Raw genomic sequence first — 25814 nt, forward strand, 5'->3', positions numbered from 1 at the left:
AGTTATACTTATTACAAAAATATCATAACTCACTACTATTAGCCATCAAATAAAATCCTCAAGCGGGCGGTTTTGATCGGCATCTTTCAGGGTGTTGTGTACCTCTTCGTGACTACCCTCCGGTTCCAGGTGGATAGTAACAATAACATCCCCTTTGACGGCATTAATAAGTTGTTTTTCAAGCAGTGTTGCCTCGTCATGAGCCTGTTCCAGGTTTACATCTTCCTCAAAGATGGCGTGGAATTCAATCCACGTTGTGCTGCCAGTAGTACGGTGACGCAAATTATGTACATTGTTCATAGATCCCGGCAGCTCTTTGGATAATTCTTTACGAATGGCTTTATCAACCTCTGGATCGCGAGAATCCATAAGTCCATCCACTGAATATTTAAGCAGCTTAAATCCCTCGTACATGATATAAAAGGCCAGTGAAATGGCGACTACAGAATCAAGAATCAGAAAATCTGTATATTTAATAATCAGCAGAGTGGCAACTGCTCCGGCGCTGGTCCATACATCTGTAAGTGTATGTTTGGCATTACTTATAACGATCATATTTTCTTCGCGCCGTCCGACTTTTAACAGATAACTGCCTAAGGCAAGATTCATAATTCCCGCACCGCCAATGAGATACACACCGGTCATAAGCTCGCGGAGATTATATCCATACAGATAATTTTCGACAGATTGATAAATGATGGTGATACCTGCAAGAGTGATAACAGCCCCTTCAATTCCCACAGATAAAAACTCGACGCGTTCGTGTCCATAAAGATGTTTCTCATCAGCAGGTTTAGTACTCAGCAGTAATCCGTAATAGACAAATGCCACGGCAAGAACATGGATTACAGATTCCGCAGCATCAGACAAGGCTGTATTGGAACCAGTAATGCCAAAACCTGTAACTTTGAGTGAAAGAGACAGAACCGATACCAGCAAGCTGATGCGCAGAGCTGTTTTGGCAGGGGATGTTTTCACGAAATATTCCGATAAATGTTGATTATAACAGGGTTAAAAGATTACGCAAAGAATACCTGAAAGCAAGTATATTTGTTCTTATTTTTACGCTCGTTTTATGACAAGTAATTAATGAAAGACAGGCGAAGTGGAAGACATCCCTCCAAAGCATCAGAAAGTATTTAAAGAAATATCAGAGGCCGGAAAAACAATTGGCCAGGATGTATATGTGGTCGGCGGATACGTGCGCGATTTTTATCTCGACCGAACCAAAGATGCGGATGATCTGGATATTGATTTTGTGACTGTTGGATCGGGCATCGAAATTGCTAAAGAAACTGCTGATCGGCTGAATGCCGATAACCTTTCGGTGTATAAGCAGTTTGGCACTGCCCACATCAGGCACGACAACATGGACCTGGAATTTGTGGGTGCGCGCAAGGAGAGTTACCGAAGTGATTCCCGCAAGCCCACTGTAGAGGATGGTACGCTGGAGGACGACCAACTGCGGCGCGACTTTACAATAAATGCTCTTTCTTGGTCGCTAAACGAAGAAAGTTATGGTCAGCTTGTGGATCCCTTTGGCGGGATACAAGACCTTAAAAAGAAACTCATCCGCACACCGGTTGATCCGCTTAAAACCTTTGAGGATGATCCCTTGCGAATGATGCGCGCCATCCGTTTTGCTACGCAGCTACAGTTTGATATCGAGGAACAAACATATCTCGGTATCGAAGAAATGGCCGCGCGTATCGAAATTATCTCCAAAGAGCGCATTATTGAGGAGCTAAACAAAATTGTGCTGGCCAACAAACCTTCCATCGGATTTGACCATCTGTTTAAAACCGGCTTGCTGGAACATTTCTTCCCTGAGATGGTTAAGCTGCACGGCGTTGAAGAGGTGCGGGGGGTTCGTCATAAAGATAACTTCTGGCATACGCTCAAAGTACTCGACAATGTAGCTGAAATGGGCGGCGATCTTTGGCTTCGCTGGGCGGCGATAATGCACGATATTGCAAAACCTGCTACCCAGAAATTTGTAGAAGGAACGGGCTGGACGTTTCACGGCCACGATGCACTGGGTGCTAAATGGGTGAAGCCTATTTTCCGGCGATTGGGACTGCCCCTTGATGAACGGATGCGGTATGTCCGCAAGTTGGTGCGTCTGCACTTGCGTCCTATTGCGCTCGTTTCTGATGATGTAACCGACAGTGCCGTGCGTCGCCTGATCTACGAAGCTGGCGACGATATTGACGATTTGATGACCCTTTGCCGTGCGGATATCACCAGTAAAAATGATTACAAGGTGAAGCAGTACAACCGCAACTTCGATTATGTAGAGAATAAAATCGAAGAAGTTGAAAAGAAAGATCGCATCCGTAATTGGACCAACCCAATCAGCGGGGATGAAATTATGAAGGCCTTAGATTTGGATCCCGGACCGGTAATCGGCAATATCAAAGATGCGATCAAAGAAGCAATTTTGGATGGTGAAATCCCCAACGAACATGACGCCGCTTATGATCACATGATGAAAATTAAAGACCAGTTTGTCGAGAAATAATAATACTACTTTAAAACCCTGCAGGTTTTCGTTATTAGAGTTAATAGGTGGAAATAATATTCGCAGTTTTTTCAAAGAAACCCGCAGGGTTTCATTAGTTAATTAAATAGAAAATTTTATGGCCAACGACGTATGGATTGCCGATTCGTATGCAAAAATAAATTTAGGATTGCACGTTCTGGAACGCCTACCCACCGGTTACCATGCCATAGAAACCGGTATGTGTTTTCTGGAATGGCGTGACCATTTCGAGGTAAAGCAGGCTCGGGAAATGAAACTGGAGATGGACGATGAGAATATCCCCACTGATGACAGTAACCTCATTAACAAAGCCATTGAAACGCTTGATCGATACATCGGACTGCAGCATAATTATTTAATTCGTGTAGATAAGCGAATTCCTGCTGGGGCCGGACTTGGCGGTGGAAGCAGTAACGCTGCACTTACGCTACGGATGTTGAATAAAATTGAGGACCTGGGACTTACCGATGACGAACTCATCGATTTAAGCCGCGATCTGGGAGCCGATGTTCCTTTCTTCATCAAAGGGAAAACCGGCATTGCCAAAGGCATTGGCCATGAAATTGAACAGCTGGATCTGCAACCCAATTTTTGGATTGTTACCTGTTTTCCCAATGAGCAGAGTAGTACGGCCGAAGCCTATCAAAACTGTGTGCCCGATCCCGAGCCGGAATTCGACTTAAAAAAAATACTTACCGAAGAGCATATTGATGAGTGGCAATTTATTCTCAATAACGATCTCGAAAGGTCAGTCTTCCCACGTATTAACGTGTCCGGGAATATGAAGGATCAGATGTACGAATTTGGTGCTACCTATGCTTCAATGACGGGAAGCGGGTCGGCCGTGTATGGCATCTTTGAGCAGGATTTTGTAGCAACCAATGCCTATAAGGGATTATTAGAACTGGACTTCCCAACGAACCTAACACGTCCCGGCTTTGAACCTGATTACGGGATTTATCGCAAGGTGTAGGTTTGTGTATTCGATGTCAAGCGACCATCCTTACAATGTAGTGATATATACTTAGTGTACAGCTTTAATCGTTAACAAATATTTGCCCCATCTTTAGCTAAAATATTTCAACCAATTTCTTCTCCTTCATTTTCTACTTTTAATTCTTGTATTTTCCTCATTACTTGTTTCGTCACTAATCCAGCAACCTAATCGCCTCTATAGATGTCAACTGATACAACTCTCAATCCCCGAACCGGAATGGATGTAGATTCCTTTCGGGAAGATATTAAACAACACCTCCACTACACGCTGGCCAAAGATAAATACTCTTCCACCGATTGGGATCAATATCGCAGTGTTGTGTTGGCCGTGATGGATCGCCTGCATGATCGTTGGATCAATACCCAGCAGAGCTATTATCAGAATGAGTCGAAGCGAGTGTACTACCTTTCGATGGAGTATCTAATTGGCCGGTTGATGGACAACATGCTCATCAACTTGGGAATGCAGGATGTGGCCGCCGAAGCTATTGAAGAAGTCGGTTTTGATTATGATAAGGTTCGCGAAGCCGAAGTGGATGCCGGGCTGGGTAACGGCGGACTCGGACGTCTGGCTGCCTGCTTTTTGGATTCCATGGCTACGCTCGGTGTACCGGCACTTGGATACGGCATTCGGTACGATTATGGCATTTTTGATCAGGATATCGAAGACGGCTGGCAGGTGGAAAAACCCGATATGTGGCTGCAATACGGCTATCCGTGGAGCGTTGTGCGTCCTAAGAAAAAATATACCGTACAATTCTACGGAGAAACTACCGCCAGTGAGGACAGCAATGGCCGCCTGCATTACGACTGGGTGAATACTCATAATGTATCGGCCCTTGCTTATGATACACCCATCCCCGGATTTCAGAATGAAGTGGTCAATAACCTGAGACTCTGGAAGGCAACCTCTGATGAAGGCTTTGATCTTAAAAGCTTTAATCAAGGTGATTATATTGAGGCGGTGCGCAGTAACCTGCTGGAGGAAAATATTTCGCGCGTGCTCTATCCTAATGATAAAGTCTTCAAGGGACAAGAACTGCGACTGAAACAAGAATACTTCTTGGTATCGGCTTCGCTGCAGGATGCTATGAATCGCTTTAAAAAACAGTTTGACGACCTGCGCAAAATTCCCGACCAAATGGCCATCCAATGCAACGATACACATCCCAATCTGGCCATACCCGAGCTGATGCGCATGCTCATGGATTTAGAAGGATTGGAGTGGGAACCTGCCTGGGATATCGTCTCGAAGACTATCAACTATACCAATCACACCTTAATGCCGGAAGCGCTCGAAAAATGGCCGCTCTCGCTGATGTCAAACCTACTGCCGCGTCACGTACAGATTATCCGTGAAATCGACCGACGGTTTCTGAATTCCATTGATATTTCCGATGATCGAGACAAAAAGAATCGGATGCGGATCATCAGCAATGAGATGGATGCGCGCGTGCGGATGGGAAATCTGGGTATCATCGGCGCCAAAAAAATAAATGGTGTTTCAGAACTTCACAGTGATTTGATGAAGAAAACCATTTTTAAAGATTTTGCCGATCACTATCCCGAGAAGTTTACCAATGTAACAAACGGTATTACGCCCCGCCGCTGGCTACGTCAATGTAATCGCGAGCTGGCAGACCTAATTTCTGACCGGATTGGAGATAACTGGGTTACCCATTTGGATCAGCTGCAAGAAGTGGAACAATTTGCAAAGGATGAAGACTTCCAGTCGGAATTTAAGGAAATTAAATTGAGCAACAAGCAAAAGCTGGCCGATTATATTAAGGATACGATGGGCGTTACCGTCAATCCGGAATCTATATTTGATATTCAGATTAAACGGATCCACGAGTACAAACGCCAGTTGATGGCGTTGATGCATGTCATTACGCTGTATAACCGAATTAAGGACAATCCCAATGCGGACGTTGAGCCACGTACGCTGCTCTTTGCAGGGAAAGCTGCACCGGGCTATACCATGGCAAAATTGCATATTAAATTGATTAACAGTGTTGCGGAAGTGATCAATAATGATCCTGAAGTTGCACCCAAGCTAAAAGTGTTATTTTTGCCAGATTATAGCGTTTCTCTGGCTGAAAAAATGATTCCGGCAGCCAACCTATCCGAGCAAATTTCTACAGCGGGTATGGAGGCATCCGGAACAGGAAACATGAAATTTGCCCTGAATGGAGCCTTGACCATTGGTACCCTGGACGGCGCCAATATTGAAATTCGAGAGCAGGTTGGAAAAGATAATATCTTTATCTTTGGACACACCGTGGATGAAATCGAGAAAGTGCGAGCTCAGGGATATAATCCACAGGAAATTTATGAGTCGGATGAGGAACTCAAGAAAGTGATCGATCAGATCCACGACGGCTACTTTAGTCCCGATAACCCTAATCTATTCCACCCCATAACTAATGCCTTATTAAACCAAGGCGACTACTTTATGGTATTAGCGGACTACAGAAAGTACGTAGAAAAACAAGAGGAAGTAGAAGCCAATTACCAGGATGAGTTTGACTGGAATCGCAAGGCGATAATCAACGTAGCCAATATGGGTCACTTTTCATCCGATCGCTCTATTAGGGATTACTGTGAGAGAATTTGGGATGTTGAAGTCAATCAATAATTTAAAATTATCTTCACTCCTATACAGTGCCGGGAAATCTAACCTTCCATGGTACTGTATGTTAAGCTTGAAAAGAAATAATTTTTAGATATATTTATTTGCATGCGCAACTAAATTGAATACTATGGCTGATAAACTTACAGAAGGTAATATCTTTTTTCTCACCTCCGCATTTGCCCGGGAACTCAGTAATCAGGCTGATAAAATGTTGAAAACAATAGGTCTTTCGCCGTCACATACCTTATTATTGTATTTAGTTAACAAAAATCCTGAAATTCAGCCCAGCCAATTGGCAGAAATGCTCCATTTAAAACCATCTACGATAACCCGATTGGTTCAAAAAATAGAGCGTCGGGGATTGGTTGAAAAGCAATCAGAGGGACGCGCAACTAAAGTTGTATGTACAAGTTATGGAAAAATTACTGTTGAGAAAGTACAAGAAAAATGGGAGAAATTGATCCAGCACAAGAGAGAGGAGTTAGGTGAACGCTATGTTGACGTGCTATCAGAAATGATTTCAAATGCTTTGGATACAATGGAAGAAGGAAAAGAGGTGGATTAATCCAAGTCACAGACCAAGATTAATGTCAACTTTCTAACTTCCAAAGGTCTTTAAAACAGATAAGATTTTCATCTCGTTATCGATAAAACATAGCAGCCCAAAATTTCCTGGTACGGAACAAACTTTGGGAGAAAACAAAGATTTCTCGCTATCGCTCGAAATCACAACTAAGATAAATTATACCCTACTTGTGTCATCTCGACCAACGGGAGAGATCTCTGTTTTATGAGAATTACAGTAATCAAAATACAGAAACTTCATTTCGCTTCATTACAATCGAAATAATTACTGAATATGAATAAAAATAAGAAGTGTGATAATCCCTAAAAAAGATTAGCCTGTTCACTGTCTTCCTTAGGCGCACGTTCAATCTTGGGATTGGTAATTTCGCCCTGCTCAATCTTAAGCATATCGGCCTTGAACTTTTTCCCATAAATTTGTTTAGCGATACCTTGAAGTGCCTTTTCTCCACGGGGCGTAATCAACAGGCGATCATGATCATCCAACGATAAGAAACCAAACTCCTTTAAATCATTAACGATCATATAGGCAAGCTTGCTGACAGCTCCGCAATTTTGCTCTACATAATTACGCCGGGGGGCTTCTTCATCCGCAGCATAGACAAGCCCGAGAACATTCATTTCAACCTCGGTAAGCGGAAAACCCTCCGAACCTCGGCTCAGCGTATCATCCCAGGCCTGCTGGCTGTAATACCGGCCAAACCACCATTTCCCTTCTTTGATAAGCTCATTGGTTACCGTGCAGGCAAAATATTCTCCGGGTTTTGCTTTTTTGGGAATACCCCGGTCGCGATACATTGAAACCAACGTAGCCAAATCCAGTTCGTGAAGATTCGGCGGATAGCTGAAATATGTATCTGATTGTTTTTCCATGACGCCTCAAGTTAGAAAACTGGAACCTTATTGTCATGTTAAATTTTCGAAACAGCAGCCGTGAGATGGCAACCGTTTGAAGTCTGGCGTTTACCGTCTGTTATTCCCCCTTCTCAGTAATAAGCTGTACTGCAATATCCATGTTCACATCTTCAGGGTCAAAATCATCAGGCAGACTAATATTGGTTTTCCCATACTTTATATAGGGTCCATATCGGCCGGTCATTACCCGCACTTTCTTCCCGTTTTCAGGATGATCACCGAGATCCTTAATAACGTTACTTTTACGCGACTTTTTATTCTTTTTCTGCTCAAGGAGCTCAAGGGCACGATCCAATTCAACATCCAGCACATAATCACTTTTCCGAAGCGAAGCAAAGGTGCCATCATGCACTACAAAAGGACCATAACGACCTACACCGGCACGAACAACCTCACCGGTTTCCGGATGCTCACCAAGCGGACGCGGAAGTTCTAACAAGCGCAAGGCTAAATCCACATCTACATCTTCAGGCTTCATGTCTTTAAGCAACGAAGCGCGCTCGGGTTTCTTATTATCTTCCGTACGTTCGCCAACTTGCACATAGGGCCCGTATCGCCCATTCAGTACATAAATCGGTTCTCCGGTTTCGGGATGATTACCGATAGACTTTGGACCTTCTTCTTCAGCCTTAATCAACTCTTCCAATTTCTCCACCGTAATATCGCTCGGTTTCCAACTTTCCGGAATGGAAGTCGTCAACTCTTCTTCGTTCACCTGTTTTTTGATGTATGGGCCATAACGTCCCACAAAAATATGAATATCGTCAAGATCCTGAATAGGCAGGTCCAGCTGACGTGCTTCCTTAGGATCAATCTTATCTTCTTGTTCCTCAACTTTCGCCTTTAATCCTTTTTCACCATTGTAGTAGGTTTGCAGATACTCTTTGGTATCCAACTTACCCTTAGCAATCTCATCCAGCTTTGCTTCCATCTCGGATGTGAAATCGCTGTCTACTACGTCATGCAGATTTTCTTCCAGCAATTCGGTAACCGCAAAAGCCGTAAATGTAGGCACCAGCGTTTTACCATCTCCTTCACAATATCCACGATTCTGGATGGTACTGATAATAGATGCATACGTACTCGGACGTCCAACACCCCGCTTTTCAAGCTCTTTAACAAGCGTTGCTTCCGTAAATCGTGCCGGAGGTTTGGTTTCGTGGGATATTGGCTCAATACCTTCTTCGATTACTTCTTCCCCTTCATTCAATTCAGGCAAGAATTTCTCCTGATTTTCAAGCGCCGCATCGGGATCATCACTACCTTCTACATATGCTCTAAAGAAACCGGGAAATACAATCGTTTTTCCACTGGTTTTAAACTCAGCAACTTTTCCGTTGGCTTCCGCTTTGATTGTCACATTCGTAAATTCAAGCTCAGCCTGCTCCATCTGCGTGGCGATGGTTCGTTTCCAGATCAAATCATACAATCTAAACTGATCACCACTTAATCCAGCTTCCTCGGGCTTCCTAAAATAACTGCCCGCCGGGCGAATGGCCTCGTGCGCTTCTTGGGCATTGGATCCGCCTCCATAATTTCGGGGGCGGTCGAATAAATACTCTTCGCCGTATTCATCTTTTACCGCATTGCGTGCCGCATTGATCGCCTGTCCCGATAAACGCGCCGAATCCGTACGCATATAGGTAATATATCCATTCTCATACAGCTTCTGCGCCACTCCCATCGTACGCTTAGCCGAGAAATTTAGCTTTCGGTTGGCCTCCTGCTGCAAAGTAGAAGTAATAAAAGCTGCAGACGGATTTCGCTTCTTGCGATTTTTCTTGACTTCCGAAACCTCCCATTTCGTCTTATCAAGCTCATCACGCAGTTCACCGGCAGTCTTATCATCTAATAGAACAACCTTTTTAGGCTTTTTGAGCTTGCCGGTATGTTCATCAAAATCCTTACCCGAAGCCAGCCGCTTTCCATCAAGATGCGTCAGATCAGCCTCAAAAATATTGCTGTCATCCTGCTTGTGAAGTTGTGCTTTCAAATCCCAATAGCGCGCCGAGCGGAATTTCATACGTTCACGCTCACGCTCAACTAAAAACCGGACGGCCACGGACTGTACACGTCCCGCAGAAAGGCCGGGGGCAATCTTCTTCCACAGCAATGGAGAAATGGTATATCCCGCCAACCGATCAATAATTCTACGCGCCTCCTGGGCATTCACGAGATCCATATCGATATCACGGAAATGATTAAGTGCTTCCTTAATTGCTTCCTCGGTAATCTCACGGAATACCATACGCTTAACCGGCACATCGGGATTCAGTAGTTCTGTTAAGTGCCACGAAATAGCCTCTCCTTCGCGATCTTCATCCGTCGCCAAAATAAGTTCATCAGCATTCTTAAGTTCCTTTTTCAGGCGTTTAACCACTTTCTTTTTACCGTATGGGATTACATAAAGGGGTTCAAAACCTTCATCTGTATTTACGCCCAGATTGGCCCATTCTTCACCCTTAAATTTTTTCGGAACTTCTTTAGCGTTTGCAGGAAGATCACGAATATGGCCCATGGATGAATCAATCGTATAATCCTTGGGCAGATACTTCTTTAGCGTTTTAATTTTTGTGGGTGACTCTACAATTACAAGAGACTTCATATACCTCGTTTTCTACAAATTCTTGATCACTTCCTTTAACTCGGAGGCATGATCTTTAGTATTTACTTTTTCAATAATCGCTTTCACCGTACCATCTGTGTCAATCACATAAGCAGAACGTGTTGGCGCCTCATATTTATTGCCAAACATCTGTTTTTCGACAATAGAATCAGTGGCTTTGGCAAATTTATAATCAGGATCAGATGCTAGTATATAATTTATTCCCAACTTTTCGGCATAGTTCTTATGCGAACCGCAGCTATCTTTACTTATCGCAATCAAATTATAACCCTGCTCGTCAAACCAGTCGGCATGCTCAGCCAAACTTTTGTTTTGCTTGTCGCAACCAGATGTATTGTTTCGCATATACACTGATACAATGGTCGGCCTATCCAATAAGTCGTCAAACGTTACCGTTTTTTCTTCGCCATCTTCGACTACATCGAGCGTAAAATTAGTTTCAACTTGAGTTCCTCTATCAATCATATCGGTATCTCTATAGGCATTCTTTATGGTGAGTGACGCATATACCAACTGTTAATCCAGTCACTTCGTTCTATATCTAAGGATTATTGTATCTTTTATAATAAAGTGATCAGCAAGATACTGCAATAAATCTTTTGATTGCGGAAGGTATTGCTCTTAGTTGAAGATTAGATGAAGGGAAGCAAGAAGTAAAAAGTAAAAAAGCTATTCTTTTAACTTCTCGCTTCTTGCTTGCTTTTCAACAAAAACCGTGCTACTGCTGCTACCATAATGCTATGATGAATAGTGCCATCAGTAACAAAATCCAAAAACTTATCCATCGGCAACAGGTGCACATTAATACGTTCGTGCTCATCTCCTGCTGGTTGTTCGGATGCTATCAGCTCACATTCTTCAGCCAGATATAAATGAGTATAATTGGTCATAATAGCGGGATTTGAACTCACTTTTCCCAAGCTGCTCCAATTAGCAGATTCGTATCCCGTTTCCTCTACAAGCTCTCGCTTAATGGAGTCCAGTGGCTTTTCACCGGGATCAACCATACCACCCGGAATTTCCAGCGTTGGCTGTTCTATCCCGTATCGATACTGCTCAACCAACACTACTTCGTTATTTTTTGTTACCGGTATAACATTTACCCACTCCGGAGCCTCTAATACATAAAAATCACCCTCATTTTTTTCATCTTTTACCTCAAGTCGCATTTTTCGCTGCAAAAGATTAAAAATTGGTGTATGATATTTCTTATTTTCAAGGACTACCGACCACGGTTCAATAGTAAACTGGAATGATTTTTCACTCATAAGACTAACAGGTTACGATTTATGTCTGATCGATTTGAATTTGAAACAGAAGAAGTAAATTCCCAAGAAGAACTCCACGAGCGCATGGTCACAGCCTGCGATACAATGGAGAAAATTTACGAAAATGGCGAATATCCCAAAGTACTGGTCAAACGATCGTGGTCCAAACACAATCCCATAATTACGGGAGAGATGGCTAAACCGGGAGCCTTTCGATGGTATTTGCTTCGCGAGCTTAAAAAGCTGGGACAAAAAGGAGCCGTTATCAAAATCATTCCCTCGCGTGAGCGCCTACCGCTCAATGATCCCGACTTACTTGACAATACAGACGAAGACGATTGGGATATCACGCAAAAAAAGCTATTTCTATTTAGCCCCGAGCGCATAGAAATCTCACTCAATCGACTGCAGCATTATACCGGCACCAATCCCGAAGACTTTCAACGCTACATCCTGTTTACCAATTATGATATGCACGTCGAAGTTTTCCAGGAAATGTTTCCCGATTGCGTAACGCCCGCTCGGGAAGGCGTTCAAATGCCGGCCTACCATCACAAGCTCGAAAATAACAAAGGTATTACACTTGTTAATATTGGCGTAGGACCTTCCAATGCTAAAACTATTACTGATCACGTTGCAGTACTTCGTCCCGATGCCATGATTATGGTGGGCCATTGTGGTGGTCTGCGCAACCACCAAGATATCGGCGACTTTGTGCTGGCTACCGGATTTATGCGTAACGACGGCGTTTTAGATGACATCCTACCCCTTAACATTCCCATTACGCCCAATTATTTAATGAATGTCTTTCTAAAAGAGGTGCTTGACAAATTTAATCGCAATTATCGCATGGGCACTATCTTTACCACGGCCAACCGGAATTGGGAGTTTATTAAGCGTCGAACGGTCGAGAAAATTCACACGAGTCGCAGTATCGCAGTAGATATGGAATCGGCCACAGTGGCCACTAATGGCTATCGCTATCGCATTCCCAATGCTACTATGCTTTGTGTTAGTGACAAGCCCTTACACGGCAAGCCAAAGCTCAGCGACGATGCGCAAGAGTTCTATGAGAATTCTAAGCAGCTTCATATCGAAATGGCTGTTGAAGTCTTAAATATGTGTAAAGAAGCCTATCCTGAAGGTTTGCCAAATGCCAGTATCCGAGCCATGAACGAACCCCTTATGGGTGGGCCAGACGACGATTAACTACAAAACAAAAATTTTACACTAACCCGGCAGGTTTAAAATCTGTCGGGTTTTCTTTTTACCCTACCTATAGCTTTTAGTATTTACCATAAAACAACAATAGTTTATTGTTTATCAATAAAAATTTATTGTAATTCGGTAATATTTTTGCTTAACTTCTGTTGAACATCAAGAAACAGAGTACTTCATGAAGATATTAGGCAGGTGGTCAGTCACTTCATTTATTAATTTTATAGTTCAATTGGCATGGGCAGGAGTTTTGGTAATACTCTGCCTGCAAACACTTTTTATCGCTTTTCAATTTTGGGGATTTTCATTCAGCCCAATTGACCTACCCATCTACTTCTCGCCAGATTTGCTACCAAAGGACCTTTCTATTGGAGATAGTGAGAGCATGATTCTATTCACGCAACCGCTACAAACCTCCTATCACCCGGCGCTTTTTGCAGATGGATTTCAGTGGGATTTTATCGTCATACGGATAATTCAAGTAGGAGGATTGGGAGTTTTGCTCTATGGACTTTCTCAACTTAAGGGTATTATGCACAATTTAATGAGAGAAAATCCCTTTGTCGCGGAAAATGAAAACCGGCTTCGCATAATTGCTATCTTAGTAATGCTTGCTACCCCCTTTCTCTACGGATACCAATGGCTCAGCTACTACTTTTTTACTACTCACGTAGATACACAAAACCTACAGGCCGTAACCCCCACTTTTGATATTATTTATATCATCTTGGGATTAGTAATTCTTATTCTTGCCGAAATTTTTAGCCAGGCAACGAAAATTCATGAAGAACAAAAACTAACCGTTTAGCTATGAAAAAACTACAAACATACTCTATAGCACGAGTTAGCTTACAATTGTCGAGGCTATTCTGGTATTTCTTTTTGGTTATCGGATCATTCGTCCCCATTACGCTGCTCTTAGCCTATCTGGACAAATTACCTAAAACGATGAATATTAATATGTCGATTCCAGTTAGCACCGAAATGCTCCAGCCAGCTGCAGAGTTTGGCCATTCTGGAATTTCGATTGATAGTGCAAAAGCCAATATCGAAATCCTAACCCTAGCACAAGAATTCCCCTCTATGTTCTTGGAATTATCCCTGTTTATCATGGTGGGCTTGACCATTCTATTGACTATTCTTTACCAACTCAAAAACTTGCTTAATGCCACAGTAAATGAAGCCGTTTTTACTCAGCAAAATATTAAGCGCATCAAAATAATTGCCATACTTCTTTTTATCATAGATCCGCTGCGATGGATATTTTTTACTTTTCTGTCCAGACCGTTATTCAGTGAAGCTTCTGCAAATATCACTATTACAGTTTCCTCACCTGGCTACTGGTTTATCGGCCTGTTAATCTATACAATAGCAGCAGTTTTTGAGAAAGGATACGAAATGTATCAAGAACTTAAGCTCACGGTGTAAAAATGGCCATTAAAGTTAACTTAGATCTCATGCTGGTAAAGCGTGATAAAACTCTCACCGAACTGTCGGAAGAGGTGGGTATCACAATCTCCAACCTTTCCATCCTTAAAACCGGCAAAGCCAAGGCCATACGGTTTTCCACGCTCAATGCCATTTGCGAAGCATTAGACTGCCAACCGGGCGATATTCTGGAACATGAGGTAAATAACAACGATAATGATTAACTCAATATGCCGGCAACATATTTCATCCCAAATGAATAACGATATATGATTTTGCGAGCTGACAACATATCCAAAACCTTTAAAAAATCAGGAAGCAACGCTTTTCATCTCGATATTGATCATCTTGAAATTCACGATGGGAGTTTTGCCGCTGTACTGGGTCCAAATGGCTCGGGAAAATCAACTTTTTTAAAAATAATCCTTGACCTTCTTTTTGCTGATTCAGGAAATATTTCATTGACGGGCAGCGATCACAAAGACAAACAAGCACGGGCAAAAGTAAGCTATCTGCCTGAGAATTTTTCATTCCCCGAAAACTTTACGGTCAAAGAAATGCTCCATGCCTTTGCTGATCTTAAAGACTCCACTCCCGGACAGGTAGATCAGAAAATAAACGAATTGGCCGATGCTTTTAATGTAAATTACCTCAACAAAAAGGTAAAGAATCTCTCCAAGGGTATGAGTCAGACCGCAGCGTTGATGCACACCTTTTTAGCTGATGATCAGTTTTATATCCTCGACGAACCCTTTAACGGACTCGATGCCGTACAAAAGAAGGCGATCATGGATTACATCTTCAGCCTTAAACAAGAACGCAATATTTCAATCCTAATCACCACCCATATTCTCTCAGACATCGATAAAACCTGTGATACGCTCTATCTCATCAACGATGGACGTATCATCAATTCGGCCACCAAGGATGAGATTCAAGAACAATTTGGCTCAGTCGAAGACTACTATCTCAATCATTTTGAAACCAAAGATCCCGCCATATCATGATCCGCTTTACCGTACGAACACTTCTTAAAAATAGATTACTGTGGGCATGGCCCGGGATTTTTATCCTGTTTGTTGCAGCCGTTTTTATGTGGGGCGATATTACAGCCGATCCCTCGAGTACCTCGTATTTTATACAATTAGCCGACATAAATCTCCCTGCCAGTACCGTTATTAATCAACTGATTTCTGTGATTATCCTTATTTCAATTATTGGGATACCCACACATTTTTCGAAAAATCTAAAACCGGACCGGGCTTCCCTGCTCTTGTCGAAACCAATTTCTCGCACTGAACTCTTTTTTTCGGATTTTGCAGGTATGTTCATTTTTAGTCTTTTTTATACTGCTATAAGCGTAGTACTTATTAGTCTGCTAACCACAATTCAGGGCGCAATATTTCCATTTCAGCATTTTCTTGGCCTGCTTATTTTTCTGCCGCTCACGCTGTTAACCTATTACATCACTATTGTTCTGTTCCTGATACTCACCAACTCATATCTCGGAGGCGTTCTGCTGGGATATTTCGTAACGGGATTTTCCTCCATGTTATTAAACTTTGACCAGTTTATACAAATGTTTGGCTTAACAGATAGCTGGTTCGAAATCCTGCTGCAGATACTGACCTATCTTATACCCAGTGCCGAAGCCTTTCAACAAATTTTGCGTCAAATTTTTGACAGCGGATTTTCGAGTATTGATGTTAGTCTTCTTGGTTTTGCTTTTCTCAGCTGCCTACCTTTTACCTTACTCGGCTACTACCTATATCAAAAGAAGCAGTTTTAGATCAGCTACGAATTAAATACTGAAACTTCACAAAGAACTGACGATCAGTTTCTTTGAAACCCCTAAATCCATTGGGACCCGGCTGATCAAAATGATTCAGATAATCCGTCATCCCAATATAAAACTTAGTAAACGGATTGGCTTTATAATAGACAAGCGGATAAATCTGCAGCTGCTCGTTGAATGAGTTGTATTGCGTTATTACTCGCGCAAACAGCTTTTTCGAGAAGTTGTAGTTTCCATTTAGTCGATAGATGTCACCGCTAAAATACTCTTCCTCCCCATTTGCGGCCGAAAGGGTAGAATAACTATAACTAAGCGACATTTCCAGACGGGAAGTTGGCTTTACGGTTGCATCCGCAGAAATATTATATCCTTCACCCAGCGTAGGATTTTCCTGACGATTTACATACTTTCCAAAATCCACATGCCCACTCAATGACAACTCGTTCAACGGATTGGTACTCACATCAATCATGAGCCGGTTCATTTGGGTGAAGAGTCGACCTCGAAATCGCTCGTCATTAAGAGGTAAAAAGCTAAGTGACAAATTCGTTTGTCCGCCAAAGTTATTACTCCATCTGGTAAAAATATATCGCTCCTGAAACTGACCGCTAAAATCATATCGCCAGGTACCGCTTACACTTACACTCCCGTCGGATAACCAATCCCAACCGGGATAATAGGATAAACTTTGCGAGGCATCGAATCGACGCTGATTAACCTGGTTAATAAACCCACTTTGGGTATGAAAGGTTGGAGAATAAGAGGTGTATCCAAATGAAAAATTATAGTGCTTCGCTTGCCGTGAGAACTCGGAAGTTAATAATATACCCCCAAACTGTTCCCCGTTAAAGGCGGCGTCATAGGAACTTTCGCCGAGGGTTCTCGGATCATCAAAAAGTTCTGGCTCATCCAGTTCTTTGGTATTAGCATAAGCAGCCTGACCGCTAAAATAATAGTTATCGGTCAGTAAAAAATTCCAATCGATACTACCAACATAGTTATGCCCCTCTTGTTGATTTCGGGTCGTTAATAATCCACCAACATGTGATTCAGAACCAACATTATATTTACCACGCAACACATTATTATAGGCTCCAACATCCGATTGAACCAGCGAGCTGCCGTACCGTCCGGGAATAATAAAAGGTGCTTCACGGTCGTAGGCTGTCAAAAATGCGATGCTATAATCTTGTGACTGATGGGTTACCTTTCCAGCCGCCAGCGGACGATTGATCATCCGAGAATAAAATAGATCCTCCCTCGTACTAAAAAGATCACTGCCCTTCATAAAGAAAGGACGCTTTTCAGAATAATAAAGTGCAAAGGTCTCATTAGCAGAAATTTGAGCCTCATCGGTTTCTACCTGACTAAAATCCGGATTAACAACAGCATTTAGGGAGGTCGTCGAAGTAGGCTCATACATGATACTGCCGCCGATTCGACCATCTATCGGACCGTGATCCAAACCGGAGTTCGGATCACTTGCATCATTAATAGTACTGCTTTGAAAACCCATCCCATAAGGTAAAAACTCAATTGTATTGAAATTTTCGATGTTCTTCATCCCTGTCAACTGACCATTCTGACAAATCAAACATGAGTTATCCAAATCTACTTCACTCCACACAAACTGGTAGCGACTATTCCGGGGATAATTACGGATAAATTGAATAGACCAGTTGTGAATATCCCGATCGGGAAAACTGAGACTTTTAAACGGAATCTTCATCACGCCCTGATATCCACTATCCGTGATCTTTCCATCCGAATACCACAGCATATCAAAATTCATATCCTCGCTGTTGCCGGTGCGCATGCCATCCATCTGTATGCCCAGCGGATTTATAAACAGTTGGTACGCTTGCTGATTGTTGTTAAAGGGATCCAAGATGATACCCACATAATCATCTTGGAAACTGTCATCGCGGTCCGAAATATTAGCTCGGATATCTTTGGGGGACGGATCGCTACTGATAAAGCCAATATAGATATTTTGATCGCTATACAGCACCTTCACCTCGGTTTCGACAAGGGCCGGCATATTGTCGTTAGGTTGTACTTGGTGTTTGATATAAGCTGGTTTTGCCTTTTGCCATGCTGGGTGAGACAGATCAGCCGAAATATCAAAATCTTCTTCTATCGCATAGGGTGATACCTGTTCGAGAGTATCCGCTTTTTCCTGACCTTTTAAAGGCAGGAAATTGGTGCAAAACATAACTGCTGTTAGGAGAAAAATTCGCCAGAAATGTGCCTGGAGCATATATAGCGTATATTTAAAAATTAATGTCTTTACTTAAATATTGAGATTTTTTCTTACGAATAGCTCACAAAATGTTACGCTAAAAATCTTATAGAAATCTCAAAATTAATAGCCTCCATCTTTAAAAGGTTGTTAAAAATAAGCAACTGATCCCTCGTTCTCGTAAGGTTTTTTGTAAGGATTTATAACGCCAACGCTCTTACTAATAAACCTAAATCAAGAGTACAGAAATATGTCTGATCAAGAGCAGTTCGAACCCAATGATTTTTTAAAACGCACCGTCAAAGAGATGAATCCGGATGAGCAGCCGCGAGAGAAGCTGACTAACTACGGCAGTGAAAGCCTTTCGGATGCGGAGCTAATAGCAATTCTTTTGCGCACCGGCAGCCAAAAGATGAATGTGATCCAGATGTCGCAAGCCCTGCTCGACCATTTCGATGGGCTACGCTATCTGGCACGCAAGGGATGGCAGGATCTTAAAGTAATTCCCGGCATGGGAAAAGTTAAATCACTGACTTTGGAAGCAGTTTTTGAACTATCCCGGCGTATACAAATGGCCAGCTTGGGCGAACAGGTACAAATAACCTCACCCGAAGATGCTGTGGCCTATTTCGGCCCCAAGCTGCGCGACCTCACCAAAGAGATATTTATGGTGGCCTTCCTCAATAATGCTAAAATCGTAATGGGATATAAAAAAATAAGTTCAGGGGGCTCTACAGCAACAATAGTGGATCCGGCAGAGGTTATGCGTCAGGCCGTTATGAATGAAGCAAATAGCATTTTACTGCTTCACAATCATCCCAGCGGAAATAACAAAGAGTCTAAAGCGGATATCCAACTTACCAAGCGTATCACCAAGTCGGGCAAACTGCTTGGGATTCCAGTGGATGATCATATCATCATCGCCGGCGATGGTTATACCAGCTTCCGTGCCAAAGGACTTTTAAATTAGAAATTGGGAATTATGATATTCGAATTATTATGAAGAAAAGGAAATATCGTCCAACAAAAGAGCTATAATTTTGCTTTACGTATTATCCAACTAAATCAGATGATTATTGAGGATTCACGAGAATACGTAATAGCCAAACAAGTTTTAAAAAGTGGTATTTCAGTTGGGGCAAATATTGAAGAAGCAATAGGAGCACAAAGCAGAAGAGATTTTAAGGCTAAACTCTCAATTTCATATAAAGAAGCAAGGGAAACCCATTATTGGCTTCGGTTACTTCGGGATTCCCAAATCACAGAGACAGAACTCTCGAATTCCCTAATTGAAGATTGCAACGAATTGTTGAAAATTATTGGATCAATCATAAAAACCCTGAAAAATCCTAATTCTTAATTCTCAATTCCTAATTCAACTGCTTATATTTAGCGCTCATTTAATTTTCAGCAACTCATCATTTCATGAAGGATTACCTGCGCTCTATTATCAACCAATCGCTGCAGCAGTTTGATATCAGCGACGATGACATTTCAGAAATTCAGATCGAAAAACCCAATAAGCCCGAGCACGGCGATGCCGCTTCCAATATTGCCATGAACCTGGCCAGTGTACTCAAGATGAATCCGCGGAACATTGCTGAGCAGATTGTTGAGGGGCTGGAATATGATGAGAACAAGATTCAAGCTGTAGAAATTGCAGGTCCGGGATTTATTAATTTTCGATATTCCGAAAATTATCTATTTGATGAACTTCAAGAAATTCTGACACAGGGCAATAAATTCGGAAAGTCTGATTCTCTAAAAAATAAGCGAATCCTCGTCGAATTTGTCAGCGCCAACCCTACTGGCCCCTTAACAGTGGGCCATGGCCGCAATGCGGTACTCGGTGATACCATCGCGAATCTGCTGGAATGGACCGGCGCCGACGTCGATCGTGAGTACTACTTTAATAACGCCGGACGACAAATGCGGAAGCTGGGAGAAAGCGTCCGGGCCCGTTATCTACAGTTATTAGATCATGAAGCTAAATTACCTGAGGATGGCTACGAAGGGGAATACATCAAAAACATTGCGCAAGAACTTATTGATGAATATGGTGATAGTCTCATCAAGACTGAAGAAGTAGATCCCTTTAAGGACAAAGCCGAGCAGGTAATTTTCGATGATATTCAGGCTACCCTCAAACGGATGAATATTGAAATGGACTCCTTTTTTAACGAAAAAGAAGTCTATGAGGATGGCTCTATTGATCAAACAGTAGAAACGCTCCGAGAAGAAGATTTAGCCTATGATAAAGACGGTGCTACTTGGTTTCGAACGACTGAGTTTGGAAAAGATCAGGATACGGTATTAATCAAAAGCACGGGTGAACCGACCTATCGCCTACCCGACATCGCCTACCATGCCAATAAACTCGATCGCGGCTACGATCAATGCATTGACGTTTTTGGCGCTGACCATATCGACACCTACCCAGATGTGCTTTCCGGAATCGAGGCACTGGGCTATGACCGTTCAAAGGTTGATGTGGTCGTCTACCAGTTTGTAACGCTGGTAAAAGACGGAGAACCCTTTAAAATGAGTACCCGTAAAGCCAATTTTGTTACACTCGACGAGCTGATGGATGAAGTCGGTGCCGATGTTACGCGCTTTTTCTTTGAGATGCGCGATCCAAATACACATCTTGAATTCGATGTCGGACAAGCCAAGGAGGCCGGCGAAAAGAATCCCGTTTTCTATCTACAATATGCGCATGCTCGTATCCACAGTATCCTCCGAAAAGCGAATAAGGAATATACTTTTGATATAGAGGACCAACCTAATTTAGAGCTGCTCACTCACAAATCCGAAACGGCCCTTATTAAAAGTCTTCTTCGGTTCCCTGAGATGATTCAAAGCGCAGCTGAGAGTCGAGAGCCACATCGACTAATTAATTATCTCGAAGATCTTGCTTCCATATTCACCTCTTTTTATCACGATTGCCGCATTCTTGGCGAAGAAAAAGAGCTGATTCAAGCACGGTCGGCACTGGCGAAGGCAACGGCACAGGTTCTTGCAAATGGGTTGGGAATTCTGGGTATTTCAGCTCCGGAAAAGATGTGATAAATACCCAATATGTCATAATGAATTTATTGCAACATCTGAATAGATCCTGAAACAAGTTCAGGATGACACGTTTCCTAAAGCCGGAATCAGTTTCATTCTCCCTACTCATAATAATTCACATCTCGTTCCGTAGCTCTGCTGCGGAACGCATAAAACAATTTGTAAAAGGCACCGCAGCAGAGCTACGGTGCCAGATATAATATTTGTCAGGTAAAACTTAAGCCGGAACCAGCTTCGTAAAACAGACAATGCCCTTAGTAAACTGATCCGTAACAGAAAAACCGGCACGCTCAAACATTTGATTACTATCCTCTATCGTCCAGAATGTAAGTCCGCCAAGTCCGGCCGAATCCTGCATTAATCGAATATACCAGGTAGGAGACTTAACAAGATGCATCATAAAAAACGTCCCATCTTTTTTTATTACACGTCGAGCTTCATATAAAACTTTCAAAGGATCCGTCAGCTCATTAAGCGTACCTCCCATCATCAGGCCGTCAAAAGTTGCTCCAAAGAAAGGCATTTGTCGCGCATCAGATCGGAGCAAATACAAACTTATTTGTTCTGCCTCTGCTTTTAACCGTGCTTCCTCAAGCATCTGCCTTGAAAAATCGAGGGACACTATATCACATTGCTGCTGTTCCTTTTTGACTAATCGCCCATAAAGCGCCGTCGAACAACCAATATCCATGTATAGTTTATTGGCTTGGGGATTCAGCCAATTCTTTAAAAGCTCTTGCTCTTTCTGAATAGGAAACTCTTCTCCCGTTAAAATAGACAGCGATCGTTTACGCCAGATATCCTCATAAACCGCTGCCGTCACTTTCCAGTGATTCGAACTCTGGGCCCAGGTCATCTCTGATGACTCATCTCCCAATAAATCAATTATATTATCTGAAATTTCATATTCATCCCCTTTATTGGAACAAATAGTTCCGTTGAAACTTTTCTGTAGATCAGCAACTTCTGAAGGAATGGTTATGGACGCGCGCTCATATTTGGGTGACCGGATTTCGAGAGACATAGTATTTTATAGCCGTTGATATTCAAAATATGAAGATGATACTTTCGTATTCCATCTAACCCAAGATAATACGCAAATAATCAGGCGGGTGTTACAATTCGGACTGACTCTCTTTCTGAAGAATCAACGAAATTTGAGCTCCTTTTTGGACACTCAACATTTCCTCCGCATTTCCCTTGTTGATTCCAACTTCAAGCATCCCCGAGCTGCCGATATAGGCCACCGGCTCACCCTCTGCTACTTTGCCAAAAGTAGTTGCAATTTCATCCAAGATGGTATTCCCCACATAGATGCGCACATTTTTATCTCCGATAACCTCTTCCAGAAGTTCTTCCGTAATATTAGTTATCAAGTTGCCAAACTTGTCAATATGAATGACCATCCCCTCTAATCCATCTTTGTCAGCAATGGGCACTGTCCAGCGGTAACTAACCAGATCTTCTGCAGGATCTCCCAAATCTTCTAATGCTACATTCTGGCTCAGGTGAGCCGCAACAGGAGCAAATATATCACGTCCGTGAAAGGTGTTGGATGGATCCTCTCTCCAATACTCTTCGTTTGTCAACCGAACAGCTTTGTAATCAACATCCGTGGCAAGCAGCGAAAAAATTCCATTATCGGGACCAACAAAATATTGATCTCCCATTTTTAAAGCGATGGGATCACGATCTGTGCCCACTCCCGGATCAACGACAACGGTATGCACCGTCCCCGGCGGAAAAAGCATCGCCGAATTTTTCAGTATCCAGGATCCGGCCATAATATCCTGCGAAGGAATCTCATGGGATATATCAACCAGCCGAACATCGGGTGCGATATTCAGCATAACAGCTTTCATGGCACCCACATAGTAATCCTGCAGACCGAAATCCGTGGTAAGGGTAATCACATTACGCATAGGTATTGAGCATCACCGGCATAACAAGCATCAGAATACGCTCGTTTTCTTCTTCCTCTGATGGTTTCACTATTCCGGCCCTGTTGGGAGTAGAAAATTCAAAATAGACTTCTTCATCATCCACATTTCCTAATACATCAGCAAGATATTTGGCATTAAACCCGATTTCCATTTCGTCATCGCTATATTCACAGGCAATAGTTTCTTTGGCCTCGCTACTCATATCTATATCCTCTGCCCGAATCGTTAGCTGATCGGAATTGAGCTGTAGGCGAATTTGGCGGGTTGTAGAACTCGAGAAAATAGCTACACGCTTAACCGTAGCCAGCATCTGCTCTTTGTTAATGATCAGCGTCTTTTCATTGTCTTTGGGAATTACTGACTCATAATTGGGATATTGCTCATTTATAAGCCGAGTAATCACAATGGTATTGCCACTTTTAAAACGCGCATGATCTTCAGTAATAGTGAGGGCACACTCTTCATCGTGCAGCGCCTTTTTCACAAGATTCAACGCCTTTTCGGGCACAATAAAGTCAACCTCTTTATCGCTGGTGAGATCTTCTTTAATGTACTTTACCAAACGGTGACCGTCGGTAGCCACAAACTTGCTTTCCTCGGGACCGATATCAAAATAAACGCCCATCATAGCAGGACGCAGATCATCATTGGAAACAGCAAAAAGCGTTTTATCTATCGCTGTAGTGATCACACCTTTCTCAGTTTCAAGTGTATGTCCCTCATCAAGATTAGGAACTTCGGGAAACTCATCGGGATCTTCGCCCACAAGCTTATACGTTCCCTTATCGGTTCTAAATTTGATATTAAATTTTTCATCCACCTGAAAAGAAACGGGAATATCCGGCAACTGTCTCAGGGTTTCTATTAAACGATGAGCAGGAATTGCCACCGCCCCTCCTTCGTCGATATCAGCATCCATCGACTCAAGAATAGAAATTTCAAGATCCGTAGCGGTAAGGCGCAGTTTATCTCCATCACTTTCAAATAAAATAGTTTCAAGAATAGGAAGAGTTGCCTTATTCGGTACCGCCCCTGATACAGCGGATAATGCTTTTACCAGTTCACTGCTTGATACGTTGAATTTCATAGATAAATATTTTTGAGCTAAGCGTTCAACAGACCTCAATTATTAGTCTGTATAATAAGTACCATATACTAATAAATACTCGCTCTCTTAGCAACCATATAACCCATGCTTTCTACAACTATTTTCAGGCTGTTTAACCCCTATAAATTCTGCTTATTTGGATGTACATATGTTCCAAAAAGTAGATACAAATTTCTTTATATTTAGTATCATAAAAATTCCAGCTAAGTGATTCCGTATTAACGTGCAGATACTTTTATTGGGACCTACTGCCGTAGGTAAAACAGCTCTCTCAATAGAACTGGCCCAAGTACTCGATGCAGAAATTATCTCTACCGATTCCCGCCAATGTTATAAATACATGAACATTGGCACCGCCACACCTACCCAAAAAGAGCAATCTGGCGTACCACACTACAACTTATCTATTATCGATCCCGCCACAAAAGACAGTGTTGTCAATTTTTATGAGCGGGCTATGGAATGGAAAAAAGAGATTCTATCACGCAATAAAAATGTATTATATGTTGGCGGAAGTACCCTGCATGTGCAATCTGTTATTCAACCGCTGGATGATGTCCCAGAAGCAAATGAAGAAAATATTGCTAAACTTGAAAAAAGGATCGAGGACGAGGGAATCGAAAAACTGTATCAAAAACTACAAGAGATAGATCCCGATTACGCACAAAAAATGGACGGGATGAATACCCAGCGCATTGTTCGCGCTCTTGATGTGTGGATGCAAACCGGACGTCCGTTTAGCTCTTTTCATTCTGATGACAATACGATATCGGTTCCTGAGGATATGATGGTTTTCGGATTATACCGCGACCGGCAAAAACTTTATGACCGAATAAACCGTAGGGTAGATCAAATGTTTGAAGAAGGATTCCTCGACGAAGTACGCACAATTCTCGATATGGGATATACATTGGAAGATCCCGGATTGAATACGGTTGGATATAAAGAAGCTATTGCTTATTTGAATGATGAGATATCCCGTGAACAGATGATTAAAGACATGAAAACCCAAACCCGTCGCTATGCCAAGCGGCAGCTTTCGTGGTTTCGGCGCTGGGATTTTATTAACTGGATTGACCTGGATCAAACAAAGCTATTGGAAGCCCAGAATTATATCCAGTCACAGTTAGCAGCTAAGCCAAATAAAGATTAACTTTACCCTCATTAAAAACCGCACAACTTTCACAGCATGTATAAGGCTACCGTAAATATTACGCTCCGAAAATCAATTCTTGACCCACAAGGTAAAGCAGCACATAATGCGTTAAAAAACCTTGGCTTAAACGAAGTAAACCAAGTTCGTATTGGCAAACTAATTGAACTCGATATTGACGCTGATAATAAAGAAGAGGCACACAAAGTGGCCGAAACAGCGTGTTCGAAATTACTTGCCAATGAAGTTATGGAAGATTTTAAAATTGAGATCCATGAAAACTAATTAGCT

General features: G+C 42.4%; 24 protein-coding genes. 15 read left to right on the forward strand and 9 right to left on the reverse strand.

What is annotated here, in order from left to right; translation table 11 throughout:
- Positions 1-45: 45 nt before the first annotated feature.
- Positions 46-978 carry a cation diffusion facilitator family transporter gene (locus tag ACQ4LT_RS07715; protein ID WP_445665452.1) on the reverse strand — a complete coding sequence of 311 codons (933 nt, stop codon included), beginning with the start codon at positions 976-978 and terminating at the stop codon, positions 46-48.
- 127 nt (positions 979-1105) lie between these two features.
- Between ACQ4LT_RS07715 and ACQ4LT_RS07720 the strand changes: the two genes are divergently transcribed.
- The 4 genes from ACQ4LT_RS07720 (at position 1106) to ACQ4LT_RS07735 (ending at position 6738) form a co-directional block, all read left to right on the forward strand.
- Positions 1106-2521, forward strand: a complete 1416-nt coding sequence (locus ACQ4LT_RS07720) for a CCA tRNA nucleotidyltransferase (RefSeq protein WP_445665453.1) — start codon at positions 1106-1108, stop codon at positions 2519-2521.
- Between the two features lie 118 nt (positions 2522-2639).
- A complete protein-coding gene (ispE, locus tag ACQ4LT_RS07725) occupies positions 2640-3515 on the forward strand; it encodes a 4-(cytidine 5'-diphospho)-2-C-methyl-D-erythritol kinase (RefSeq protein WP_445665454.1) in 876 nt (291 codons plus the stop codon).
- Positions 3516-3719: 204 nt separating this feature from the next.
- Positions 3720-6176 (forward strand): glycogen/starch/alpha-glucan phosphorylase, encoded by a 2457-nt coding sequence (locus tag ACQ4LT_RS07730; protein ID WP_445665455.1) that lies wholly within the window; start codon positions 3720-3722, stop codon positions 6174-6176.
- Positions 6177-6300: 124 nt separating this feature from the next.
- Positions 6301-6738 (forward strand): MarR family winged helix-turn-helix transcriptional regulator, encoded by a 438-nt coding sequence (locus ACQ4LT_RS07735; RefSeq protein ID WP_445665456.1) that lies wholly within the window; start codon positions 6301-6303, stop codon positions 6736-6738.
- Positions 6739-7061: 323 nt separating this feature from the next.
- Here the strand turns inward: ACQ4LT_RS07735 and ACQ4LT_RS07740 are convergent, their stop codons facing one another.
- The 4 genes from ACQ4LT_RS07740 to ACQ4LT_RS07755 form a co-directional block, all read right to left on the reverse strand.
- Entirely contained in the window at positions 7062-7631 is a 570-nt protein-coding gene (locus ACQ4LT_RS07740) for a hypothetical protein (protein WP_445665457.1), read from the reverse strand.
- A gap of 100 nt (positions 7632-7731) precedes the next feature.
- Positions 7732-10278 carry a type I DNA topoisomerase gene (gene topA / locus ACQ4LT_RS07745; protein WP_445665458.1) on the reverse strand — a complete coding sequence of 849 codons (2547 nt, stop codon included), beginning with the start codon at positions 10276-10278 and terminating at the stop codon, positions 7732-7734.
- Positions 10279-10290: 12 nt separating this feature from the next.
- On the reverse strand, positions 10291-10812 hold the full coding sequence (locus ACQ4LT_RS07750; RefSeq protein WP_445665459.1) for a peroxiredoxin: 522 nt from the start codon (positions 10810-10812) through the stop codon (positions 10291-10293).
- Positions 10813-10976: 164 nt separating this feature from the next.
- Entirely contained in the window at positions 10977-11567 is a 591-nt protein-coding gene (locus ACQ4LT_RS07755) for an NUDIX hydrolase (protein ID WP_445665460.1), read from the reverse strand.
- Between the two features lie 21 nt (positions 11568-11588).
- Here ACQ4LT_RS07755 and ACQ4LT_RS07760 point away from each other — a divergent pair, with 21 nt between their 5' ends.
- From ACQ4LT_RS07760 to ACQ4LT_RS07785, 6 genes are all read left to right on the forward strand, one after another.
- Positions 11589-12776, forward strand: a complete 1188-nt coding sequence (locus ACQ4LT_RS07760; RefSeq protein ID WP_445665461.1) for a phosphorylase family protein — start codon at positions 11589-11591, stop codon at positions 12774-12776.
- A 394-nt stretch (positions 12777-13170) separates the two neighbouring features.
- On the forward strand, positions 13171-13593 hold the full coding sequence (locus ACQ4LT_RS07765) for a DUF2975 domain-containing protein (RefSeq protein ID WP_445665462.1): 423 nt from the start codon (positions 13171-13173) through the stop codon (positions 13591-13593).
- A 2-nt stretch (positions 13594-13595) separates the two neighbouring features.
- Positions 13596-14213 (forward strand): DUF2975 domain-containing protein, encoded by a 618-nt coding sequence (locus ACQ4LT_RS07770; RefSeq protein ID WP_445665463.1) that lies wholly within the window; start codon positions 13596-13598, stop codon positions 14211-14213.
- Between the two features lie 2 nt (positions 14214-14215).
- Entirely contained in the window at positions 14216-14437 is a 222-nt protein-coding gene (locus ACQ4LT_RS07775) for a helix-turn-helix domain-containing protein (RefSeq protein ID WP_445665464.1), read from the forward strand.
- A 45-nt stretch (positions 14438-14482) separates the two neighbouring features.
- Positions 14483-15220, forward strand: coding sequence for an ABC transporter ATP-binding protein (locus ACQ4LT_RS07780; RefSeq protein WP_445665465.1), 738 nt, complete (start codon positions 14483-14485; stop codon positions 15218-15220).
- The gene (locus ACQ4LT_RS07785; protein WP_445665466.1) at positions 15217-16002 is read left to right on the forward strand and encodes a hypothetical protein; all 786 of its coding nucleotides are present in this window, start codon (positions 15217-15219) and stop codon (positions 16000-16002) included. Before ACQ4LT_RS07780 ends, ACQ4LT_RS07785 begins: the two co-directional genes overlap by 4 nt.
- A 1-nt stretch (position 16003) precedes the next feature.
- On the opposite strand, the gene ACQ4LT_RS07790 is transcribed toward ACQ4LT_RS07785, so the two are convergent.
- Positions 16004-18223, reverse strand: coding sequence for a sugar-binding protein (locus tag ACQ4LT_RS07790; protein ID WP_445665467.1), 2220 nt, complete (start codon positions 18221-18223; stop codon positions 16004-16006).
- Between the two features lie 277 nt (positions 18224-18500).
- Between ACQ4LT_RS07790 and radC the strand changes: the two genes are divergently transcribed.
- From radC to argS, 3 genes are all read left to right on the forward strand, one after another.
- Entirely contained in the window at positions 18501-19220 is a 720-nt protein-coding gene (radC, locus tag ACQ4LT_RS07795) for a RadC family protein (RefSeq protein WP_445665468.1), read from the forward strand.
- Between the two features lie 45 nt (positions 19221-19265).
- Positions 19266-19610 carry a four helix bundle protein gene (locus ACQ4LT_RS07800; protein WP_445665534.1) on the forward strand — a complete coding sequence of 115 codons (345 nt, stop codon included), beginning with the start codon at positions 19266-19268 and terminating at the stop codon, positions 19608-19610.
- Positions 19611-19675: 65 nt separating this feature from the next.
- Positions 19676-21316: an arginine--tRNA ligase gene (gene argS / locus ACQ4LT_RS07805; protein ID WP_445665469.1), complete on the forward strand. Its 1641-nt coding sequence runs from the start codon at positions 19676-19678 to the stop codon at positions 21314-21316.
- Between the two features lie 220 nt (positions 21317-21536).
- On the opposite strand, the gene ACQ4LT_RS07810 is transcribed toward argS, so the two are convergent.
- From ACQ4LT_RS07810 to dnaN, 3 genes are all read right to left on the reverse strand, one after another.
- On the reverse strand, positions 21537-22343 hold the full coding sequence (locus ACQ4LT_RS07810; RefSeq protein WP_445665470.1) for a class I SAM-dependent methyltransferase: 807 nt from the start codon (positions 22341-22343) through the stop codon (positions 21537-21539).
- Positions 22344-22434: 91 nt separating this feature from the next.
- Positions 22435-23241: an SAM hydrolase/SAM-dependent halogenase family protein gene (locus tag ACQ4LT_RS07815; RefSeq protein ID WP_445665471.1), complete on the reverse strand. Its 807-nt coding sequence runs from the start codon at positions 23239-23241 to the stop codon at positions 22435-22437.
- Positions 23234-24349 carry a DNA polymerase III subunit beta gene (dnaN, locus tag ACQ4LT_RS07820; RefSeq protein ID WP_445665473.1) on the reverse strand — a complete coding sequence of 372 codons (1116 nt, stop codon included), beginning with the start codon at positions 24347-24349 and terminating at the stop codon, positions 23234-23236. Before dnaN ends, ACQ4LT_RS07815 begins: the two co-directional genes overlap by 8 nt.
- A 244-nt stretch (positions 24350-24593) precedes the next feature.
- Here dnaN and miaA point away from each other — a divergent pair, with 244 nt between their 5' ends.
- Entirely contained in the window at positions 24594-25523 is a 930-nt protein-coding gene (miaA, locus tag ACQ4LT_RS07825; protein WP_445665474.1) for a tRNA (adenosine(37)-N6)-dimethylallyltransferase MiaA, read from the forward strand.
- Between the two features lie 36 nt (positions 25524-25559).
- Complete coding sequence (gene purS, locus ACQ4LT_RS07830) at positions 25560-25808, forward strand: phosphoribosylformylglycinamidine synthase subunit PurS (RefSeq protein ID WP_445665475.1); 249 nt, start codon at positions 25560-25562, stop codon at positions 25806-25808.
- The last annotated feature ends 6 nt before the right edge of the window (positions 25809-25814 follow it).

The organism is Fodinibius sp. AD559 (assembly GCF_052712805.1).

Excerpts from the sequence above, each read along its gene's own strand:
- ispE (WP_445665454.1), top strand. The coding sequence starts at position 2,640 with ATGGCCAACGACGTATGGATTGCCGATTCGTATGCAAAAATAAATTTA.
- ACQ4LT_RS07730 (WP_445665455.1), top strand. The coding sequence starts at position 3,720 with ATGTCAACTGATACAACTCTCAATCCCCGAACCGGAATGGATGTAGAT.
- ACQ4LT_RS07735 (WP_445665456.1), top strand. The coding sequence starts at position 6,301 with ATGGCTGATAAACTTACAGAAGGTAATATCTTTTTTCTCACCTCCGCA.
- ACQ4LT_RS07740 (WP_445665457.1), bottom strand. The coding sequence starts at position 7,631 with ATGGAAAAACAATCAGATACATATTTCAGCTATCCGCCGAATCTTCAC.
- topA (WP_445665458.1), bottom strand. The coding sequence starts at position 10,278 with ATGAAGTCTCTTGTAATTGTAGAGTCACCCACAAAAATTAAAACGCTA.
- ACQ4LT_RS07755 (WP_445665460.1), bottom strand. The coding sequence starts at position 11,567 with ATGAGTGAAAAATCATTCCAGTTTACTATTGAACCGTGGTCGGTAGTC.
- ACQ4LT_RS07760 (WP_445665461.1), top strand. The coding sequence starts at position 11,589 with ATGTCTGATCGATTTGAATTTGAAACAGAAGAAGTAAATTCCCAAGAA.
- ACQ4LT_RS07765 (WP_445665462.1), top strand. The coding sequence starts at position 13,171 with ATGATTCTATTCACGCAACCGCTACAAACCTCCTATCACCCGGCGCTT.
- ACQ4LT_RS07770 (WP_445665463.1), top strand. The coding sequence starts at position 13,596 with ATGAAAAAACTACAAACATACTCTATAGCACGAGTTAGCTTACAATTG.
- ACQ4LT_RS07775 (WP_445665464.1), top strand. The coding sequence starts at position 14,216 with ATGGCCATTAAAGTTAACTTAGATCTCATGCTGGTAAAGCGTGATAAA.
- ACQ4LT_RS07780 (WP_445665465.1), top strand. The coding sequence starts at position 14,483 with ATGATTTTGCGAGCTGACAACATATCCAAAACCTTTAAAAAATCAGGA.
- ACQ4LT_RS07785 (WP_445665466.1), top strand. The coding sequence starts at position 15,217 with ATGATCCGCTTTACCGTACGAACACTTCTTAAAAATAGATTACTGTGG.
- ACQ4LT_RS07790 (WP_445665467.1), bottom strand. The coding sequence starts at position 18,223 with ATGTTTTGCACCAATTTCCTGCCTTTAAAAGGTCAGGAAAAAGCGGAT.
- radC (WP_445665468.1), top strand. The coding sequence starts at position 18,501 with ATGTCTGATCAAGAGCAGTTCGAACCCAATGATTTTTTAAAACGCACC.
- argS (WP_445665469.1), top strand. The coding sequence starts at position 19,676 with ATGAAGGATTACCTGCGCTCTATTATCAACCAATCGCTGCAGCAGTTT.
- ACQ4LT_RS07810 (WP_445665470.1), bottom strand. The coding sequence starts at position 22,343 with ATGTCTCTCGAAATCCGGTCACCCAAATATGAGCGCGCGTCCATAACC.
- ACQ4LT_RS07815 (WP_445665471.1), bottom strand. The coding sequence starts at position 23,241 with ATGCGTAATGTGATTACCCTTACCACGGATTTCGGTCTGCAGGATTAC.
- dnaN (WP_445665473.1), bottom strand. The coding sequence starts at position 24,349 with ATGAAATTCAACGTATCAAGCAGTGAACTGGTAAAAGCATTATCCGCT.
- purS (WP_445665475.1), top strand. The coding sequence starts at position 25,560 with ATGTATAAGGCTACCGTAAATATTACGCTCCGAAAATCAATTCTTGAC.